Annotated in this window: 19 protein-coding genes and 1 tRNA gene; 11 read left to right on the forward strand and 9 right to left on the reverse strand. The window is 65.6% G+C overall.

Translation table 11 applies throughout. The features are described from left to right. Positions 1 to 2: 2 nt before the first annotated feature. Together KTJ87_RS14655 and KTJ87_RS14660 are read right to left on the reverse strand one after the other, a co-directional pair. A complete protein-coding gene (locus tag KTJ87_RS14655; protein WP_267139885.1) occupies positions 3 to 1112 on the reverse strand; it encodes a glycosyltransferase in 1110 nt (369 codons plus the stop codon). A gap of 63 nt (positions 1113 to 1175) precedes the next feature. Continuing rightward, positions 1176 to 2204: a LacI family DNA-binding transcriptional regulator gene (locus KTJ87_RS14660; protein WP_407650500.1), complete on the reverse strand. Its 1029-nt coding sequence runs from the start codon at positions 2202 to 2204 to the stop codon at positions 1176 to 1178. A 137-nt stretch (positions 2205 to 2341) separates the two neighbouring features. Between KTJ87_RS14660 and KTJ87_RS14665 the strand changes: the two genes are divergently transcribed. Then, positions 2342 to 2418, forward strand: a tRNA-Arg gene (locus tag KTJ87_RS14665). Between the two features lie 2 nt (positions 2419 to 2420). Here KTJ87_RS14665 and KTJ87_RS14670 read toward each other — a convergent pair. Both KTJ87_RS14670 and KTJ87_RS14675 read right to left on the reverse strand, forming a co-directional pair. Next, complete coding sequence (locus KTJ87_RS14670) at positions 2421 to 3062, reverse strand: helix-turn-helix transcriptional regulator (RefSeq protein WP_267139887.1); 642 nt, start codon at positions 3060 to 3062, stop codon at positions 2421 to 2423. After that, positions 3059 to 3373, reverse strand: a complete 315-nt coding sequence (locus tag KTJ87_RS14675) for a hypothetical protein (protein WP_267139888.1) — start codon at positions 3371 to 3373, stop codon at positions 3059 to 3061. The genes KTJ87_RS14670 and KTJ87_RS14675 overlap by 4 nt, the downstream gene beginning before the upstream one ends. A 341-nt stretch (positions 3374 to 3714) precedes the next feature. Here KTJ87_RS14675 and KTJ87_RS14680 point away from each other — a divergent pair, with 341 nt between their 5' ends. From KTJ87_RS14680 to KTJ87_RS14690, 3 genes are all read left to right on the forward strand, one after another. Beyond that, entirely contained in the window at positions 3715 to 4497 is a 783-nt protein-coding gene (locus KTJ87_RS14680) for a hypothetical protein (protein ID WP_267139889.1), read from the forward strand. 183 nt (positions 4498 to 4680) lie between these two features. Then, the gene (locus KTJ87_RS14685) at positions 4681 to 5265 is read left to right on the forward strand and encodes a hypothetical protein (protein WP_267139890.1); all 585 of its coding nucleotides are present in this window, start codon (positions 4681 to 4683) and stop codon (positions 5263 to 5265) included. Between the two features lie 89 nt (positions 5266 to 5354). After that, positions 5355 to 5693, forward strand: a complete 339-nt coding sequence (locus tag KTJ87_RS14690; RefSeq protein WP_267139891.1) for a hypothetical protein — start codon at positions 5355 to 5357, stop codon at positions 5691 to 5693. A gap of 1 nt (position 5694) precedes the next feature. On the opposite strand, the gene KTJ87_RS14695 is transcribed toward KTJ87_RS14690, so the two are convergent. Next, complete coding sequence (locus KTJ87_RS14695; RefSeq protein WP_267139892.1) at positions 5695 to 6399, reverse strand: winged helix-turn-helix domain-containing protein; 705 nt, start codon at positions 6397 to 6399, stop codon at positions 5695 to 5697. 3 nt (positions 6400 to 6402) lie between these two features. Next, complete coding sequence (locus KTJ87_RS14700; protein ID WP_267139893.1) at positions 6403 to 6642, reverse strand: hypothetical protein; 240 nt, start codon at positions 6640 to 6642, stop codon at positions 6403 to 6405. Between the two features lie 170 nt (positions 6643 to 6812). On the opposite strand from KTJ87_RS14700, the gene KTJ87_RS14705 reads away from it, so the two are divergent. The 4 genes from KTJ87_RS14705 (at position 6813) to KTJ87_RS14720 (ending at position 10353) form a co-directional block, all read left to right on the forward strand. Further along, complete coding sequence (locus KTJ87_RS14705; RefSeq protein WP_267139894.1) at positions 6813 to 7244, forward strand: hypothetical protein; 432 nt, start codon at positions 6813 to 6815, stop codon at positions 7242 to 7244. 125 nt (positions 7245 to 7369) lie between these two features. Beyond that, the gene (locus KTJ87_RS14710; protein ID WP_267139895.1) at positions 7370 to 8005 is read left to right on the forward strand and encodes a ribonuclease HII; all 636 of its coding nucleotides are present in this window, start codon (positions 7370 to 7372) and stop codon (positions 8003 to 8005) included. An 89-nt stretch (positions 8006 to 8094) separates the two neighbouring features. Continuing rightward, complete coding sequence (locus tag KTJ87_RS14715) at positions 8095 to 9192, forward strand: site-specific DNA-methyltransferase (protein WP_267139896.1); 1098 nt, start codon at positions 8095 to 8097, stop codon at positions 9190 to 9192. A 138-nt stretch (positions 9193 to 9330) separates the two neighbouring features. Further along, positions 9331 to 10353 carry an NADP-dependent oxidoreductase gene (locus tag KTJ87_RS14720; protein ID WP_267139897.1) on the forward strand — a complete coding sequence of 341 codons (1023 nt, stop codon included), beginning with the start codon at positions 9331 to 9333 and terminating at the stop codon, positions 10351 to 10353. Between the two features lie 68 nt (positions 10354 to 10421). Here KTJ87_RS14720 and KTJ87_RS14725 read toward each other — a convergent pair whose 3' ends face one another. Together KTJ87_RS14725 and mutY are read right to left on the reverse strand one after the other, a co-directional pair. Next, entirely contained in the window at positions 10422 to 11555 is a 1134-nt protein-coding gene (locus KTJ87_RS14725; protein WP_267139898.1) for an alkane 1-monooxygenase, read from the reverse strand. Positions 11556 to 11613: 58 nt separating this feature from the next. Beyond that, positions 11614 to 12672, reverse strand: a complete 1059-nt coding sequence (gene mutY / locus KTJ87_RS14730; RefSeq protein ID WP_267139899.1) for an A/G-specific adenine glycosylase — start codon at positions 12670 to 12672, stop codon at positions 11614 to 11616. An 84-nt stretch (positions 12673 to 12756) separates the two neighbouring features. Here mutY and KTJ87_RS14735 point away from each other — a divergent pair, with 84 nt between their 5' ends. Genes KTJ87_RS14735 through KTJ87_RS14745 form a run of 3 tightly spaced genes read left to right on the forward strand, consistent with a single transcriptional unit; the run spans position 12757 to position 15121 of the window. Further along, positions 12757 to 13293, forward strand: coding sequence for a DUF721 domain-containing protein (locus KTJ87_RS14735; RefSeq protein ID WP_267139900.1), 537 nt, complete (start codon positions 12757 to 12759; stop codon positions 13291 to 13293). After that, on the forward strand, positions 13290 to 13976 hold the full coding sequence (locus KTJ87_RS14740) for a DsbA family protein (protein ID WP_267139901.1): 687 nt from the start codon (positions 13290 to 13292) through the stop codon (positions 13974 to 13976). Before KTJ87_RS14735 ends, KTJ87_RS14740 begins: the two co-directional genes overlap by 4 nt. Continuing rightward, the gene (locus KTJ87_RS14745; protein WP_267139902.1) at positions 13973 to 15121 is read left to right on the forward strand and encodes a CaiB/BaiF CoA transferase family protein; all 1149 of its coding nucleotides are present in this window, start codon (positions 13973 to 13975) and stop codon (positions 15119 to 15121) included. The genes KTJ87_RS14740 and KTJ87_RS14745 overlap by 4 nt, the downstream gene beginning before the upstream one ends. Here KTJ87_RS14745 and KTJ87_RS14750 read toward each other — a convergent pair. Further along, complete coding sequence (locus KTJ87_RS14750; protein WP_267139903.1) at positions 15102 to 15941, reverse strand: tetraacyldisaccharide 4'-kinase; 840 nt, start codon at positions 15939 to 15941, stop codon at positions 15102 to 15104. The genes KTJ87_RS14745 and KTJ87_RS14750 overlap by 20 nt on opposite strands. Positions 15942 to 15966: the final 25 nt, after the last annotated feature.

Raw genomic sequence — 15966 nt, forward strand, 5'->3', positions numbered from 1 at the left:
CCCTAGCGTGCCCGCCAGGTCGCAAAGGACGAGGCGACGAAGTTCCACAGCGCGCCGACGATGGCCCCCGCAGTGCTGGCAAGGGCCCATTGCGGCACCGCCGAATACACCGCCTCGGCGACGCCGACGTTCATCACCGCGCCGATGGCACAGACCGCGTAGAAGCTCAGTAATCCGCGCAGGACACCCCAGCCGCGCAGCGCGCGGTCGCGGTAGGTCAACGCGTTGTTGAGAAAGAAGTTGGTCGTCATCGCGGCGAAGACCCCCGCGACCTGCGCCCAGCCAAAGGCCAGATCGGCGGCAAGCCCGAGGCGCACGAACAGCAGTTGAACGAAGATGCCTGATACCCCGACCATGCCAAACAGGATGAACCGGATCGGCAGCAGCCCCCCGGTCATCCGCGCGACGACGAGGCCAAGGAATTCCAGCGTGACGGCGGCGTCCATCTTGGATTCGCCGTGCTGGCGCTCGCGGAAGGTATAGCCGACCTCCTCGACGCCCCAGCGGCCGCCCGACGCCGACAGCATGTCGGCAAGGATCTTGAAGCCGTCGGTCTGCAGCCCGGTCACGATCTGGTTGAACGACGCGCGGCGGACCATGAAGAAGCCCGACATCGGATCGGTCGCGGTGATCCGCAGGAATCGCCGCGCCAGTCCGGTCGCCATGTCGCTGCCCCACTTGCGCAGCGGCGACAGGCCCGATCCCGCCGATCCGCCCTCGGCGTTGCGGGTGCCGATGACAAGGTCGGTCCCGGGATCCCGGAACTTGTCGAACATCGCGGGCAGGATGCGCTCGTCGTGCTGAAGGTCGGCGTCGATCACGGCGACAACGGGCGAAATCGCGGACAGCATCCCCTCGATGCAGGCGCCCGCAAGCCCGCGCCGCCCGATCCGGTGCAGCACGCGCACGCGCCCGTCTTCTTGCCCGACAGAGGCAACCTCGGCGGCGGTGCCGTCGGGGCTGTCATCGTCGACGAACACGACTTCCCAGCGGATACCGTGCAGTGCGTCTGCCAACAGGGCCACAAGCGGGCGGACGTTGTCGCGCTCATTGTAGGTGGGCACAACGATCGTCAGTTCCGGGATCGCAGTGATGGGGGTGTCTTTTGTCATGTCGCGGCGCGTCAAAGCACCCTGCGCCGCATTTGTCACGGGCCAATTCCCCCTGAACGCAGCCTAGCGCCGCAGCGTATCGCCAAAGCTGAGCGTCGGCGTCAACACGATGCGGTCCGGCGGCGGCTCTCCGCCCGCGTCGAGGGCGCGGCGCGCGATGATCTCGGCGGCCTTGCGCCCGATCTCGGCCCGGCACGCGTCCATCGTGGCAAGCTGGCGCGGCAGGCCGTCCAGCAACTCGACACCGTTGAACGCGGCAAGTCCGATGCGCCCCGGCACGTCGATGCCCTGATCCAGACAGTAAAGCAGCCCGCCCGCCCCGATCATGTCGTTGGAGTAATACAGGAAATCGAGGTTCGGGCTGCGCGTCAGGATCGTTTCCGTCATCTCGCGCCCCTTCTTGAGCGCCGATCCGCCTTCGTAGAACTCCTGGTCCGTGACTTCGATGCCTTCCTTGGCCAGCGCCTCGGTGAACCCTTCAAAGCGTTTGCGGGCTCTGTGGTCGAGCGGCATCTTGGTGCCAAGGAACCCGATCCGGCGATAGCCCTGCGCAATGATTGCCCTTGCCATCTCGCGGCCTGCGCGGCGGTGGGAAATCCCCACGACCGCATCCTGCGGCTCGCCGTCGGTATCCATGATCTCGACGATGGGAATGCCCGCGCCGCGCAGCATCGCGCGGCTGGCGTCGGTGTGTTCCAGCCCGGCGATGATGACACCGGACGGCCGCCACGACAGCATCTCGTACAGCACCGCCTCTTCGCGCTCGGGCTTGTAATGGGTCAGGCCGACCACGGGTTGCAGGGGCGTTTCGTCCAGAACCGCGCTGATCCCGGTCATCACCTCGGGGAAGACCATGTTCGACATCGACGGGATGATGACCGCGACAAGGTTGACCCGCTGCGACGCCAGCGCCCCGGCGATCTTGTTGGGCACGTAGCCTAGCCGCTTGGCAGTCTCCAGCACGCGCTGCCGCGTCGAATCCGACACATCGCCCCGGTTCCGCAACACGCGGCTGACCGTCATTTCGCTGACGCCCGACGCTTCGGACACGTCACGAAGGGTGAGGGGGCGGTGATCGGTTTCGTCGTTCAATGGCGTCATCCCGCATGTTTATTGCGCGACGTTACCGCCATGCCGCGGGCTTGTCCAAGGTCTCGGGCGCCTGCGTGCGCGCCGCGTGAAATCCGAGGTTGCCAGACCGCCCGCAAGCCGCGAAAAGAGGGCGGCGTGGCCCCGTGGCTCAACTGGATAGAGCAATCCCCTCCTAAGGGATAGGTTGCAGGTTCAAGTCCTGCCGGGGTCACCAGATCACTCGTCGGGGACCTCGCTCAGCTCGAAACGGTCCTGCTGGCGGCGCGGCGGCGGGACAGGCCCGGTGTCGACGTTCGGCAGGTCCAGCTGCGCGACGATTTCCTCGACGAAGAACGTGACGATCTGCTGCCGGGTGGACAATCCGCTCTTGCGGAAGATCGACGAGATCTGGCTCTTTATCGTTGCCGGAGACGTTCCCCGGATCTCGCTGATCTCCTTGTTGCTGAACCCCTTGATGATCAGAAGCGCAACGGATTTCTCGCTGACCGAAAGGGCCCAGATCTCGAACTGGTCGTCTATGCGGTCCTGGATCTGGCCCGAAGCAACCGACAGCTGGTCCATGATGCGGTTGCCCCGCGCCACGGTCAGCCAGAACAGCACGCTACTGAGCGCGAGGCCGGACACGGTGCCGATGACGGCAAGGATCTCGATCAGCTCGACCAGACGCCAGGGCACATCCGGGAACGGCAGCACGAACAGGTCCGCGACAAGCCGATAGACAAGCGCGGCCACGGCGATGAGCTGCACGGTGATGAAGGCCAGCATCGCTGCGGTCGTCACGCCGATGGTCAAGCGGCATTTCAGCTTGCGAGAGGCTATTTTCCTGGTGCCGGGCCAGGTGGGCACACGCACCTTCACCACAGGCTCCAGCCGGTGTTCTCGAAAGGATCGGGACTTCTGGTGACCCGGTCGAGCAACAGGCTGCCATCGGACTTGCGGATCACGAGTTCGCGCAGTTCCGTTGGGCTCTGTGCGGTGACCTGGATCCGGTTGAGCAGCGTGTTGCGGACATTGACGATCCGGTAGCCCTCGCGCCCCAGGGCGTCGATGATCGACAGATAGCTGTATTGGCACTCGGCCGTCGGGGTGGGGCAATACTGAGTTGCATCGAGGCGGTCATCCGCCTTCGCCATCGGGGCGAGCATCAGGCTCGCTGCGAAGACGACCATGGATCTGTATCCCGTCATCTGTGGCATTTTTCCCTCTCTCGCGCGGGCGCAGCCTGACCGGACCAAATCGGCCCGGCTCCTGTCGCGCACCGCAACCCCCATCCCCACCTTTCCCTAGGGAAGCCTTTCGCACAATACTAATTTGATCACGATTCATAATACCTATGGGTGAATCATACCTTTGGGGGATGGCCATAGGTCATTGAAAAGCATCGTATTCATCTTGCGTGGGTAACGGGAAAACATTCGATCCAAAGATCACTGACTATCGCACCGAGATTTTTGGCATGACCGGCCGGGGGCTTGCCTGCGCGAGAAGCTTATCAAATGAGGAAACGAACATGACTTTGGATTTTCGCAACAGGGGCCCCGCGCGCTCCATGCTCCCCAACAAGCGCACCCTTCTTCTGGCTGGTTGCGTCGCGGCCTCGGCTGCTGTCTTCGGCCTTCGGGCAGATGCACAGCTGCTTGGCGGTGGTGGACTCGACCTTGGGATCGTCTCGGTCGGAACGGGTGACGGGCTCAACGTGGGCGTCGATCTCGGGAATGTCGGCGCGGACGTGAACGTTGGTAGCAGCAGCGGCAACCTTGCCGACGTGAATGCCAATCTTGGCGGCGATGATGGCCTTGGCGTCGGTGTTCAGGCCGTCGGGCCTGAGGGTCTGGTCGATGTCGACGTGACGTCGCCCAGCGGGACACCCGGTGCTCCCGGCACGCCTGGCACCCCCGGAACTCCGGGTAATCCCGGCACGCCTGGAGCTCCCGGCACGCCCGGTGCTCCTGGAACGCCCGGTATGAACGGTCTCAACGGGACTGGAGGAGACCCCTTCCGCACAGCAAACGGCGTGCGTCCGATGGGCGGCGGTATCGGCGGATGCGGCGGTGGCAACACCGACGCCTACAACGGCATGGCGCTTGTCGGATCGGATGGCCAAGTTCTTGGAACCATCACCGGCGCCGTCATCCAGGGAGGGTTGTCGATTGCCGCCCTCCGCTTCCAGACCAACCCGAGTGTGACCGGCAGCTCGCGCTGTGCCCAGGTCAACAACGGCAACTTCGACATCGGACAAGGGCGAGTGACCGCGAACGTGTCAGCGGCTTCCGTTACCCGAGCTGCTCGCTGATACCCCCCAACCACCCCGCAGCGGCGCACGCGCCTTGGAACGGGTCGCCTTCGGGCGGCCCGTTTTTTCTTTAGTCCTCCGGTATGACTGGCCGTTTGTCCCCCCCATCGGCGGATTGGGACCAAGGCGCGATGGGGTGAAAAAAGGTTCTCAGCGTGGGGGCGCTTGAAATGGGACGAGACAATGAAGGATTACCTTGATGAGCCGGTGCGGCACCAATCGAAGCTTGCGTCTTCGGCGCGGACGCTTGCCGGGCTGTTCAGCGCACGAAAGCATGACCGTCACAACGGATCTCTGGTCGAGGCAGTTGCGACGCGCGGCGTAGAGCAAGCATTGCTGCACACCGGCCCGATGCCGCCCTGGACGGCGCAGGCGTCTCTTACGGTGGTCGGTCCCTGCGGCACGCCGTTCCTGTCGCCCCGCACCGAATTTTCCACTGCGTTCCGGTCCGCGCGCCGCGTGGACAGCCTTGGGGACTGCGCAAGGGTTGTCGGCCCGACAACGGGCTTGATCCGTGTGGTCGCCGTCGATGTGGATGGCCTTGGCATCGGGGCATCCCTGATCGACGACCTTGCCGCCATGAGGCGGATGGCTCCCGAGCTTCTGGTCGTGCTGGGCTCGACGGATTTCGCGCGGCATGACTTCTCTGCCGAACGCATGCCGATTGCAGATGCCTCGGTGCGGCTGCCTGCCTCGCGGACGGTGCTGGGGCTGGCGCTGTGCGCGGCACGCACGAACCGTGCCATCCGCCGCTGCGCCAACGTGTGACCGCCGACGTTAACGAGCCGCAAAGTTTCCTTTTGAGGAATCCCCGCTTGTCACCTATTCGTCGAGCGGGGGCCGGGTGCAGCACAGCGATGAGTTTCGCAGAGGTCGAAGCGCGGACGAATTTCGTGGTCGAACGACTTGTGTCGTCCGGCGATGACTCGCGCTCTGTGGTCCGCGACCTTGCCAAGGCATGGCCCGACACGCGCGCGCTGGCGCTGGTGTTTGCACTGACGGATGCGGCGGCACGGATCGAGACCCTGTTCGACAGCGAAACGGAATCGCGGGCCGCAGCGCGCACCGGATACCGGCTTGCCGCGCTCCTGGCCGCTGACGTCTACGCTATCGAAGCCTCGGGGATCGCGCCGGTCGGAGTGTCCGACCTGCAGCGCTACTGGCACGAGGTCGATCCCTATTTCCTGACCCTCTAGGTCACAGCATGCGGATCACGGCCTTGTCGATCGACAGCATGTAGCCGCGCCGGGCGATGTTCTTTATCAGCAATTCGCTGACCATCTGGTTTCCCAGCGTGTCACGCAGCCGCTTGATCCGGGTCGCGCCCGCCGCCTCGTCGCAATCGACGACCGACCGCCCGGAGATCACCGACTCGATCTCGGCGCCCGACAGGACATCCTCGTCCATCCGCGCCTCGGCCAGCACGGCGAGGGTTTCGATGGCGGCCTCTGTCAGGGCAAATTCCATGTTGTTGAGATACACCTTGCGCTCGTCACGGCTGATGATGAGCGACGACACCTGGATGCCCGACCGCTCGATCTCGCCCATGCGGCGGTTGAGAGTGACGATGGTCAGAAGAAACACCAGCGTCGCGATCAGCAGCGCGGCCGCGAACACCAGCAGGATGAAGATAACCAGCTGATACGAGGTGATGACTTCGGCAAAGGTCGTGCCGGACTGCGCCAGAACCTCCAGCAGCTTGATCTCGGCTTCCGAGGTCAGGTTGTCGTTCTCGACAAAGATCCGCTCGACCCGTTCGTTGAAGACGTTCGCGTCGGGCAGGCTGAGATACAGAAGCGCGCCCGAGATCACGAACAGCGCGACGATGGACGCGATGCCGACCACCACGATCCGCCCGGCGGACCGGCGGGTGGCCACCGTGTCGATGTCGTCTCCCGTCACGCGCTATTCCTCTCGCACGGACACGATGGTCAAAAGCGTCCAGCCCTGCGATGCCAGTTGCCCGGCCACATAGTCCCGGACATCGGCCCGCGTGCAGGTTTCCGACGGCACCGCCATCTCACCGTAGTCGAGCCGCAGGGGGTCGTCCATCTTGGCCTTGTAGGCCGCGATGCAGGCCGCGTGGGCCGGTGAGCTGAGCGTGAGGGCAAGGCCAAGCGCGAGAAGGAGGATGCGATGTTTCATGCCGACGAAGATGCTGCGTGCCGCCTGGATATTCAATATCGCAAGGGGTTTGGCCGCTTGTTATCCGATAGCAGTGGGGCGTTATTGCCTAACTTCGGGGGTCGGCCCAGCTTGAACGCCATGACGGACACGTCCCTGTCCGACCGCGTTCACCAGAAAGGAACAACCCCATGTTCAAGACCTTCAAACTCCCGCGCCTGATCGCCACCGGCGCCCTGTCGCTTGCGCTTGCGATGGGTGCGGTCGCCCCGACCCCGGCGCAGGCGGATGACAACTTCCGCAACTTCGCGCTTGGCGCTGCGGGGATCATCGTGCTTGGCACCATCCTGAACGAGCAGCAGCGCCGCCAAGGCAACTACGGCCACGTCAACCGTGCCCCCCAGCGCCAGCACGTCGCACCGCAGCGGCCGCACCGCGCCGCCGTTCTTCCCGCGCGCTGCATCCGCGGACATGGCCGCAACGGTTATGTCGCCGCGCCCTGCCTGCGCCACTCGGGCTACCGCGTGAACGCGCTGCCGAACCAGTGCCGCGTCCAGGTGCGCGGCGGGCCGAACGGCTTTGGCCTCGGTTGCCTGCGCCGCAGCGGCTATCAATTCGGCTGACCCCGGCCGAGCAGCCCCGTGACGGGTCCCGTCGTCACGGGGGCCAAGGGCAGGCCAGGGTTCCCCGACCCCGGCCTGCCCGTTTTGTCTTGCCCCTTTGCCGCTGGCACGGCATCCCGGAAGGCATGGAAGAGGTTCCCGATTTCACCCATGAGACTCGTCTGATCGCCTCCGGCCTTGGCCGGATCGCCGGTGTTGACGAGGCGGGGCGCGGGCCGCTTGCCGGGCCGGTCGTCGCGGCTGCCGTCGTGCTGGACCCTGCCGCGATCCCCGACGGCCTGAACGATTCAAAGAAGCTGACGGCGCTGCGCCGCGAGGCGCTGTTCGATCTGTTGCCCGCCTGCGCCGATGTGGGCGTCGGCATCGTCGAGCCGGCCGAGATCGACGAGATCAACATTCTCAACGCGTCCCTTCTGGCGATGTGCCGGGCGCTCGAAGCGCTGGCCACCCCGGTCGATCACGCCCTGATTGACGGCAACCGGCTGCCTCCGGGACTGACTTGCGCGGGCACCGCCATCGTGAAGGGCGACGCGCTGTGCCTGTCCATCGCCGCTGCGTCGGTGGTGGCAAAGGTGACGCGCGACCGGATCATGGTGGATTTGGCGCAACAGCATCCCGGCTATGGCTGGGAGCGGAACGCAGGCTATCCCACGAAAGATCACATCGCGGCACTGGCGGCTCTAGGTGTCACCCCCTGTCATAGGCGATCGTTCCGCCCGGTCCACAATATCTTGTATCAAGAACATTCTCCAAGCGACTGATTCAAAAAGAAATTGACCGCGAATCACCTTTGACTCATCTTTGTCCACAACAAGACGTGCCGCTAAAGGCGCGAGGGACAGAGGCAGAGATGACGATGACAATGACCGGTGCAGCCAAAGCGCTGCCGCTGAACCAGATCCTGTGCGGCGATTCCGTCGAGATGATGAACAGTCTTCCCGAGGGCAGCGTGGATCTGGTCTTTGCCGATCCCCCCTATAACCTGCAGCTCAAGTCCGAACTGCACCGCCCCGACAATTCCAAGGTCGATGCCGTGGACGACGCCTGGGACCGTTTCGCCAGCTTCGAGACCTACGACGCCTTCACCAACGCCTGGCTGGCCGCCGCGCGCCGGGTGCTCAAGCCGAACGGCGCGATCTGGGTGATCGGCAGCTATCACAACATCTTTCGGGTCGGTGCGGCGCTTCAGACGCAAGGCTACTGGATTCTGAACGACGTGGTGTGGCGCAAGTCGAACCCGATGCCGAACTTTCGCGGCAAGCGCCTGACCAACGCGCACGAGACGATGATCTGGGCCAGCCGTGACGAAGCGGCGAAATACACCTTCAACTACGAGGCACTGAAGGCGCTGAACGACGGCATCCAGATGCGGTCGGACTGGACGCTGCCGATCTGCACAGGACACGAGCGCATCAAGGACGCCAACGGCGACAAGGCGCACCCGACGCAGAAACCGCAATCGCTGCTTCACCGGGTGCTGATCGCCTCGACCAATCCCGGCGACGTGGTGCTCGATCCGTTCTTCGGGTCCGGGACCACGGGCGCGGTCGCCAAGATGCTGGGCCGCGATTTCATCGGGATCGAACGCGATCCGGGGTATATCGAGGTCGCCACCAGGCGGCTGGCCGATGTGCGCAAGTTCGACAAGGCGGCGCTTGAGGTGTCCACGTCGAAACGCGCCGAGCCGCGCGTGCCTTTCGGCCAGCTGGTCGAACGCGGCATGTTGCGCCCCGGCGAGGTTCTGACCTCGATCAACGGCAAGTCTGCCAAGGTGCGCGCAGACGGCACGCTGATCGCCGACAAGGTCAAGGGGTCGATCCATCAGGTCGGCGCCGCGCTGGAAGGCGCGCCAAGCTGCAACGGTTGGACCTACTGGTGCTTCCGCCGCGAGGGCAAGACGGTGCCCATCGACCTTCTGCGCCAGCAGATCCGCTCGGAAATGACCTGAGCCACCCACCAGTTACCGCCGGTGCCTGTGGCCATTTGCGTTCACGGCACCTACCTCGCCCCGCCGATCCGTTCGGCGGGGCCTTTTCATGTCTGCGCCCCGGTCTTAGGTGCGCTGGACATTGGCAAGGAGCATCCCGTGACCACCGCACATCGCATCGTTCTCGCATCACGTCCAAAGGGCGCGCCCACGGCGGACAACTTTCGCCATGAATCCTTTGATCTGCCCGCGCCCGGCGCAGGCGAGGTCGCGCTGCGCACGGTCTGGCTGTCGCTGGACCCCTACATGCGCGGGCGGATGAACGATGGCCCGTCCTATGCGGCGGCCACCGGGATCGGGGAGGTGATGACCGGAGAGGTCGTGGCCGAGGTGACGGAGTCGCACGATGACGCCTTCAAGCCCGGTGATCTGGTGCAGGCCCGCATCGGCTGGGCCAGCCACGGCGTCAGCGCGGGGGCGGACCTGCGCAAGCTGCCCACGGACAATCCCGCCCCGCTTCAAAGCTACCTCGGCATCCTGGGGATGCCGGGGCTGACCGCCTTCGTGGGCGTGAATGACCTTCTAGAGGTGCAATCGGGTCAGACGGTGGTGATCTCGGCGGCCACCGGTGCGGTCGGCACGATGGCGGGGCAACTGGCCAAGGCCAAGGGCGCACGTGTGATCGGCGTGGCTGGCGGCCCCGAGAAATGCGATTTCGCTGTGAAAGAGCTTGGGTTCGACCTGTGCCTCGACCACCGCTCGCCCGCTTTGCGGGACGAGATGGCGATGGCCGCGCCGGACGGTATCGACCGCTATTTCGAGAATGTCGGCGGCAGCACTTTGTCGGCGGTGATCGGCAACATGGCCGAGTTCGGGCGCATCGCCGTGTGCGGCATGGTCGCCTGGTACAACGGCAAGAACACCGACACCGCGCCGCCGCTGCCGGTGGTCTGGCGCAACGTGCTGACGAAACGGCTGCGTGTCGAGGGCTTCCTGATCTTCGACCGCTACGACCGCTTGGATGCCTTCCTGTCCGAGGTCGGCCCGATGGTCGCGGATGGCACCATCAAATACCGCGAAACGGTGATGGACGGGCTGGACAACGCGCCCGACGCCTTCCTGTCGATGCTGGAAGGCGGCAACTTCGGCAAGCAGCTGGTGCGCGTGGGGGATGATCCGTGACCCCGTGAGCATGTCGCGCAAAAGTGGACACCGGTTTTGCGCTTTTCGACATGCGAAGGTAACGGCGCCTAGCGGGGCATCGGGGTCGCGGCGCGGCTGTAGGGCTTCCAGTCGGTGATCTCGGGGTAATACATCGCCCGCCACTTGCGCACGCGCGGGTTCATCACGCGGCGCCACACCGGAGGGATCAGTGCCGCGACGGTCATCACCGGATAGCCGTAGGGAAGCTGCGGCGCGTCGGTTTCCGAATAGTTCTGCAGCAGCGGAAAGCGCCGGTCGGGCTTGTAGTGGTGGTCGGAATGGCGCTGCAGGTTGATGAGCAGCCAGTTCGATGCCTTGTGCGCCGCATTCCAGCTGTGGCGCGGCATGACGTGTTCATACTTGCCGTCGCCCAGATGCTTGCGCGTCAACCCGTAGTGCTCGACGTAGTTGGTCAACTCCAGCTGCCAGATCGCGCACACAGCCTGGAACAGGAACAGCGCAAGGCCCGTCCAGCCGCCAAGGACCAGTGCCAGCGCGATGAATGCCGCCTGAAGACCCCAGTAACGCCAGAACGGGTTGGACAGGTCCCACCAAGGCTTGCCCTTGCGGGCGAGCATCGCCTTTTCGGCCCGAAACGCGGACCGGAAGCACTGCGCCAGAACGCGCGGAAAGAAGCGGTGGAAGCTTTCGTTGTAGCGGGCCGTGACCGGATCGCGCGGCGTGCCGACATAGCGGTGATGGACCAGCAGGTGTTCCGACCGGAAATGCCCGTAGATCACCATCCCCAACAAGAGATCGCCCAGCCAACGCTCCATCCGGTTGGACTGGTGCAGCAGTTCATGGGCATAGACGATGCCCACCGTCCCGCTGATGACGCCCATCCCGAAGAACAGCACGACCCGTTCCAGCGTGCCCAGGTGATCCGCCTGCGGGACATACCAGATCAGGAAGAACAGCGTCACGAACTGCAGCGGCGCCCAGATCAGGGTGATGAGGCGATACCAGAACAGATGATCCTCGCCCGTCTCGGGATCGGCATTCTCAAGCTCCAGCCCCGTCACCTGGTCCAGCGCGGCGAACAGCCACCACGTTGACAGCGGCAGCAGGATCACGGTCCAGCCGCCGACAAACGCGCCTGTCAGGGCCAGCGGGATCAGCGCAAGCGACATCCAGAACGGCAAGGCGCGCTGAAGGCGCGCGACCTGTGCGGCGGGTATCATGATGGCCTGCTCTCCGACTGTGCCCCGTGGGGGATCATACGCCTTTGCACCCGGCGGCTCAATTCCGACCAAGCGTCGCAGCGGCAAGATCGTAGGCCTTGCGCATCACGGTCGGCAGATCGGACGGGCGGAATTGCTGCGGCGGCAGGAACGTGCCGCACGACGGGGCGGCATCCTGCGGCAGGTCGGCGACCCGCAGCGCAAGGCGCAGGTGGAAATGTGTGAAGGTATGACGCACCTCGGCCCCCGGATCATGCCAGTCGGCGGCCAGCGGCGGCGCGGGGTCCGGCGCGTCGGTCCAAGCGCTGCCGGGCCAGCCCAGCATGCCGCCCAGAAGCCCCTTGTCCGGGCGCCGTTCCAGCAGCCACGCGCCATCCGCGCGGCGGCCGATATAGGCGATGCCGTGCCGCGTGGGCTTGGGCTTTTTTGCGTCCTTGCGGGGCAGATCGCGGGCGGTTCCGGCGGCGCGGGCGGCGCAGGGATCGCGCAGCGGGCAGATGCCGCAGGCGGGCGATTTCGGCGTGCAGATCGTCGCGCCAAGGTCCATCACCGCCTGCGCATGGTCGCCGGGGCGCTGCACAGGGGTAAGCGCCTCGGCCCGTGCGGTCAGGTCCGGCTTGGCCCCCGGCAGCGGCGTGTGAATGTCGAACAGCCGCGCCATCACCCGCTCGACGTTGCCATCGACGACCGTGGACGGCTCATCAAAGGCGATCGCCGAAATGGCCGAGGCGGTATAGGGCCCGATCCCGGGCAACGTCAGCAGCGCCTCGCGCGTTTGCGGAAACCGACCGCCGTGATCCGCTGCCACGGCGCGGGCGCATTTCAGCAGGTTGCGGGCGCGGGCATAGTATCCAAGCCCGGCCCATTCCCCCATCACGTCGCCGTCCTCTGCCGCGGCCAGATCGGTGACGGTCGGCCAGCGTTCGGTGAAACGGTGGAAATAGGCGCGCACGGCGGCAACGGTGGTCTGTTGCAGCATCACCTCGGACAGCCAGACGCGGTAGGGATCGGGACGAACGCCCGCCTTGCGCCGATCTGGCGGAACCCGCCACGGCATCGCGCGGGCATGGACATCATACCAGTCCAGAAGTGCCGTGCTGAAATCTGCGTCACGCAATGTTTATGGTCCTTTCCACGGCTTTCCGTTGGCCCTTGGCGCCGCCAAACCCTAGACTAACCCGCAACACGGAACAGGCCAGACATGACCTTGCGAACGGAAAAACGCGGACGCCGGATGCGCGGATGGGAACGGGCCTCGGGCCTGATGCAGACCCGCATCCGTCAGGCTGGCGAGACGCGGGGCTTCGCGGTGTCGCGGCTGCTGACGCACTGGGCCGAGATCGTCGGCGAAGACCTTGCCCGCATGGCCCTGCCGGTCAAGGTCGGCTATGCGCAGGGCGGGTTCGGCGCGACGCTGAGCGTGCTGGTGCGCGGTGCCGATGCGCCCCTCGTCGAGATGCAGAAAGAGCGTATCCGCGAGCGGGTGAATGCCTGCTACGGCTATGCCGCGATCAGCCGGGTTCGGGTCACGCAAACCGCGCCGACCGGGTTCGCCGAGGGTCAGGTCGCGTTCGAGACGCGCAAGGCTCCGGCCAGCCCGGCGCCTGACCCCGAAGTCACCGAAACCGCGCGTGCCGCCGTCGCCCCCGTCAGGGACGAGGGGTTGCGGGCCGCACTGGAAGCCCTGGGACAGAACGTATTGTCCCGCAGCAAAGCCAAGGAGAGGCAGAGCACATGAACAGACTTCTCGCTACCGCCGCCGCCGTCGTCGCCATCGGCGCAGGTGCCTATTTCGTCATGGGCAACACGTCCGGCACATCGGAATTCACGCCGATCAGCGCGGCCAACGCGCAGGACATCCCCGCGGAACTGGCCGCGATCGACACCTCGTCGGTCGAGCAATTCACCAAGGGCGCCGAGGACGCGCCGGTGACGCTGATCGAATACGCGTCGTTCACCTGCCCGCATTGCGCCAACTTCCACAATGGCGCGCTCAAGCAGATCGAGGAAAACTATATCGACACCGGCAAGGTAAAGCTGGAATACCGCGAGGTCTATTTTGACCGCTACGGGCTTTGGGCGGCGATGGTCGCGCGCTGCGGTGGCGAAATGCGCTATTTCGGGCTGGTCGACGAGATCTACGCCAAACAGCGCGACTGGCTGGACGCCGCCGACGAGGAAGGCATCCAGAACAATCTTCGCACCATCGGCAAGACTGCCGGCCTGTCGGATGCTGAACTCGATGTCTGCCTGTCCGATCAGGCCAAGGCCGAACTGATGATCGCCAAGTATCAGCAGAACGTCTACGCCGACGGGATCGAGGCGACGCCGTCCTTCGTGATCGACGGCACCACCTACAAGAACATGAGCTATGAGGACATGGCCGAGCTTCTGAACGCAGAGCTGGCCGAGGCCGAATGACGGCACCCCTCGCGGGCCTCAAGGTCATCGAACTGGCGCGCGTGCTGGCTGGTCCCTGGGCCGGTCAGACGCTTGCCGACCTTGGCGCGGATGTCATCAAGGTGGAAAGCCCCGCTGGCGACGATACGCGCCAGTGGGGCCCACCCTTCATCACGCGCGGACAGGACCGCTCTGCCAGCTATTTCCATTCCACCAACCGCGGCAAACGGTCGATCTGCGTGGATTTCCGCACGGCTGAAGGCCAGCAGACCGTGCGCGACCTAGTCGCGGATGCCGATGTCCTGATCGAGAATTTCAAGGTCGGCGGTCTTGCGAAATACGGGCTCGACTTTCCCGCCCTGTCGCAGGTGAACCCGCGTCTGGTCTACTGTTCGATCACCGGGTTCGGGCAGGATGGCCCTTACGCGCACCGCGCCGGGTACGATTACATCATCCAGGGAATGTCGGGCCTGATGTCGGTCACGGGTGATCCGTCGGGCCAGCCGCAGAAGGTCGGCGTTGCCGTCACCGACATCTTCACCGGCGTCTATTCGGTCGTCGGCATCCTCGCGGCGCTGCGGCAGCGCGACGAGACCGGGCGCGGCCAGCACATCGACATGGGGCTTCTGGACGTGGCGACGGCGATCATTGCGAACCAGGGCCTGAACTACCTGACCACCGGCACCCCGCCTGAACGGATCGGCAATGCGCACCAGAACCTCACGCCGTACCAGGTGTTCGACTGTGCCGATGGCTGGATCATCATCGCGACCGGCAACGATGGCCAGTATCGCCGCCTTTGCGGGTTGCTGGGATTGCCGGACATGGCGACGGACCCCGAATTCCTTACCAACGCCGACCGTATCGCCAACCGCGAGGACATGACGCGGCGCCTGTCCGCCGCGATCCTGCAAAGGACCAAGGCCGACCTTCTGGCCGCCTGCGAGGCCGAAGGCGTGCCCGCCGGTCCGATCAACGACATGGCCGAGGTGTTCGCCGACCCGCAGGTCGTGCACCGGGGGATGCAGGTCGAGATCGGCGGCGTGCCCTCGGTGCGCCCTCCGTTCCGCTTTTCGGAGGCCGAGATCGCGCTGGGCCGCCCCTCGCCCAAACTGGACGAGCACGGCGAGGCGATCCGCGCCGAGATCAGAGCGCGCTCAGAATAGAGTCGAGCGCCGACCAGTCCGCCACATCCAACCGCACCGGAAGCGCCAGAACCGCGCGCCGCGCCTCTGCCGAAAGGCGCACCATGTCCCGCTCGGGCGCGACAAGCTGCGCGCGCGCCTGTGACGCCTCGCGGGTCAGCCGCCGGATCAGGGCAGGCGGCACCGGCCCGTCACCCGGAACCGCGATGCCCCTGACAAGGTCGGCACCCTCGGCCCGCAAGGCGGCGAACATGGCGTGAGCCTCGGCGCCTCCGGCAAAGGCGAGCAGCCGCCGCCCGGCCCAGGGCACACCCATCGGCAGCAGGTGATGCACCCCCTGTGCCACGGGCAAGTTTGCCAGCGGGTCCGGCAGCGCCACAGGGCGCGCGCCCGATGACAGGATCAGCCCGTGCGCCGCCCCGGCCAGCGCGTCGGCATCCGCCCAAAGCGGCCCCGCGGGGCGCACTCGCCCGTTCCCCGCACCAGAGGCGGACCCGGCCAGCAGCGTCACGGTGCCACTGATCCGGCCCGACGGCGCAACGGCGATCAGGCAATCTCGGTCCATCGTGTCATCGGGTGGCTCGGCGCCGATCCAGCACGGGCCGAACGCGGCCAGAAACGCGGCATCGGGCAAACCCGCATCGGTGTCGGACACTTGGCGCGTCGGACCCTTGGCGATCCACCACACGCCGGGCCGCCGCCGCTTCATCGTCAGGCGCAGGCTCAGCGCGGCAGCGTGAAGCGTCGGCGAGACCCCCGCCCGAAGCGGCGCCAAGGCCAGCACCGGCACCGAAGCGTTCAGCCGCCGCAGCGGCGCGGGGCGGGCGAAAGGCGCCAGCATTCGCGCTTGCCACGCGCCCGGCCTG

Source organism: Anianabacter salinae, from assembly GCF_019061145.1.
Lineage (GTDB): Bacteria > Pseudomonadota > Alphaproteobacteria > Rhodobacterales > Rhodobacteraceae > Anianibacter > Anianibacter salinarum.

Excerpts from the sequence above, each read along its gene's own strand:
- KTJ87_RS14655 (WP_267139885.1), bottom strand. The coding sequence starts at position 1,112 with ATGACAAAAGACACCCCCATCACTGCGATCCCGGAACTGACGATCGTT.
- KTJ87_RS14675 (WP_267139888.1), bottom strand. The coding sequence starts at position 3,373 with ATGGTCGTCTTCGCAGCGAGCCTGATGCTCGCCCCGATGGCGAAGGCG.
- KTJ87_RS14680 (WP_267139889.1), top strand. The coding sequence starts at position 3,715 with ATGACTTTGGATTTTCGCAACAGGGGCCCCGCGCGCTCCATGCTCCCC.
- KTJ87_RS14685 (WP_267139890.1), top strand. The coding sequence starts at position 4,681 with ATGAAGGATTACCTTGATGAGCCGGTGCGGCACCAATCGAAGCTTGCG.
- KTJ87_RS14690 (WP_267139891.1), top strand. The coding sequence starts at position 5,355 with ATGAGTTTCGCAGAGGTCGAAGCGCGGACGAATTTCGTGGTCGAACGA.
- KTJ87_RS14700 (WP_267139893.1), bottom strand. The coding sequence starts at position 6,642 with ATGAAACATCGCATCCTCCTTCTCGCGCTTGGCCTTGCCCTCACGCTC.
- KTJ87_RS14705 (WP_267139894.1), top strand. The coding sequence starts at position 6,813 with ATGTTCAAGACCTTCAAACTCCCGCGCCTGATCGCCACCGGCGCCCTG.
- KTJ87_RS14710 (WP_267139895.1), top strand. The coding sequence starts at position 7,370 with ATGGAAGAGGTTCCCGATTTCACCCATGAGACTCGTCTGATCGCCTCC.
- KTJ87_RS14715 (WP_267139896.1), top strand. The coding sequence starts at position 8,095 with ATGACGATGACAATGACCGGTGCAGCCAAAGCGCTGCCGCTGAACCAG.
- KTJ87_RS14725 (WP_267139898.1), bottom strand. The coding sequence starts at position 11,555 with ATGATACCCGCCGCACAGGTCGCGCGCCTTCAGCGCGCCTTGCCGTTC.
- KTJ87_RS14735 (WP_267139900.1), top strand. The coding sequence starts at position 12,757 with ATGACCTTGCGAACGGAAAAACGCGGACGCCGGATGCGCGGATGGGAA.
- KTJ87_RS14740 (WP_267139901.1), top strand. The coding sequence starts at position 13,290 with ATGAACAGACTTCTCGCTACCGCCGCCGCCGTCGTCGCCATCGGCGCA.
- KTJ87_RS14745 (WP_267139902.1), top strand. The coding sequence starts at position 13,973 with ATGACGGCACCCCTCGCGGGCCTCAAGGTCATCGAACTGGCGCGCGTG.
- KTJ87_RS14750 (WP_267139903.1), bottom strand. The coding sequence starts at position 15,941 with ATGCTGGCGCCTTTCGCCCGCCCCGCGCCGCTGCGGCGGCTGAACGCT.